This window comes from Paraburkholderia sp. AV2, assembly GCF_054968425.1.
Window position 1 is genome coordinate 1 of record NZ_JBANLK010000112.1, and the last position, 1,438, is coordinate 1,438.

General features: G+C 61.0%; 1 protein-coding gene. It reads right to left on the reverse strand.

The window, feature by feature from the left end:
* Positions 1–352: 352 nt before the first annotated feature.
* Positions 353–886 carry a Spy/CpxP family protein refolding chaperone gene (locus tag V8683_RS31300; RefSeq protein WP_411188330.1) on the reverse strand — a complete coding sequence of 178 codons (534 nt, stop codon included), beginning with the start codon at positions 884–886 and terminating at the stop codon, positions 353–355.
* Positions 887–1,438: the final 552 nt, after the last annotated feature.

The following is a 1,438-nucleotide window of genomic DNA, read 5'->3' on the forward strand; positions in this document are numbered from 1 at the left end:
CGCTTCGGGCGCACGCTTAATGCAACAGGTGTGAGACGACCCGGAAGAGCCCTTCAGCTTTTCGGGTCAAATAGCCGGCAGGTGGCCGGCTACCGCCAGTGGCGAGGTAGCACATCATGATGACGGGCGTTTCGCCGAGCACCGTGCCGTCGTCCAGCACGAGCGTCGGCAGGAATACGCGCGGATTGATGAAGCGGCAGGCGTCGGGAACTGCTCTATGGTCCAGGGATCGACAGGAACTGGCGGGATGTCGATGGCCTTTTCCGCAATCGGGATGCGGATGCTGCGCGAATTGGGCAATCCGCTGGCGTGATAAGGCTTCGCCCCCGACTGAGAACCCTACGGCGAACGGTCAGTTCGATGCCGGGACCGGAGCCGAAGCTGCGCCAGAAGATGCAGCCGGCTTGTGCCAGGAATGTTTTATGTGCGGGCGCCCATGCTGGTTGCGGAACAACTTGTCGGCAACCGCCTTCTGATCGTTGGACAGCGAGGCGTAGAGCGCACTGAATGCGGTCGCGAGCTTCTGCATGTTGTCGGCATGCAACTGAGCCAGCGATGCATAAGACTTCATCGCGTCGTCGGCACTCAACGACTCCAGTTTTTGAGCACGATCCCGTATTGCAGCGTCGGTGCTATGAGCGTTGTCGCGCATGACCTGTGCATACGCATCCCACTGCTGCGACTGCTGGGCGGTGATCTTCAATTCGGAATGGAGTTGGTCAATCCGTTGCTCCACGAAGTCGCCATGCTTCTGCGCTTGATGTGCAACAGCGGAAGATGCGGCGACCGGACTACTTGCCGCCGTCGTTTGCGCCCACGCGGAAGTGGTGCAGAAGGCAAGGACGAACAAGGTGGGAACAACAGTCTTACGGACCAATTTTTTCATGGCTGGATGCTCGCTGATAGATGGGCTGCAGGCAACAACTGTGCGTCGCTCTGACGTTCCATGTGTTGGTGCCGCGCCATGGCACGTATTTTAGTAACCGGCTGGGTAACTGTTTGGATAGTAGTAGGCGCCCGGGGGCGGTGGGGGCGGGGGCGCGGAATAGACATCGGCTGGCGGTGCCTGCGTCGCGTTCGAAATGGCCGCGCCAGCGACAGCGCCAAGGAGCGCGCCCACAACCAGGCCACCGACCAGGTCGCCACCACCATACCCGCCACCGCCGTGATACCCGCCGCCGCCGTGATACCCGCCGCCGCCGTGATACCCGCCACCGCGATACTCGGGTCGGCCGTAACCGCCACCACCACGTCGATCGTGTTGGGCTTGCGCGGGTAGCGCCGATGTCGCTGCAACGATGGCGATTGTCGCCATCGCAGACCAGCGACGTAGGGAAGTACGGGAAATCAGGATCATCGGCTCAAGACTCCTGGCGTTGGATGAATTCCGGATGATACGACGGACCGGTATTGACGCGTCATCAAAAAGTCTACGCGT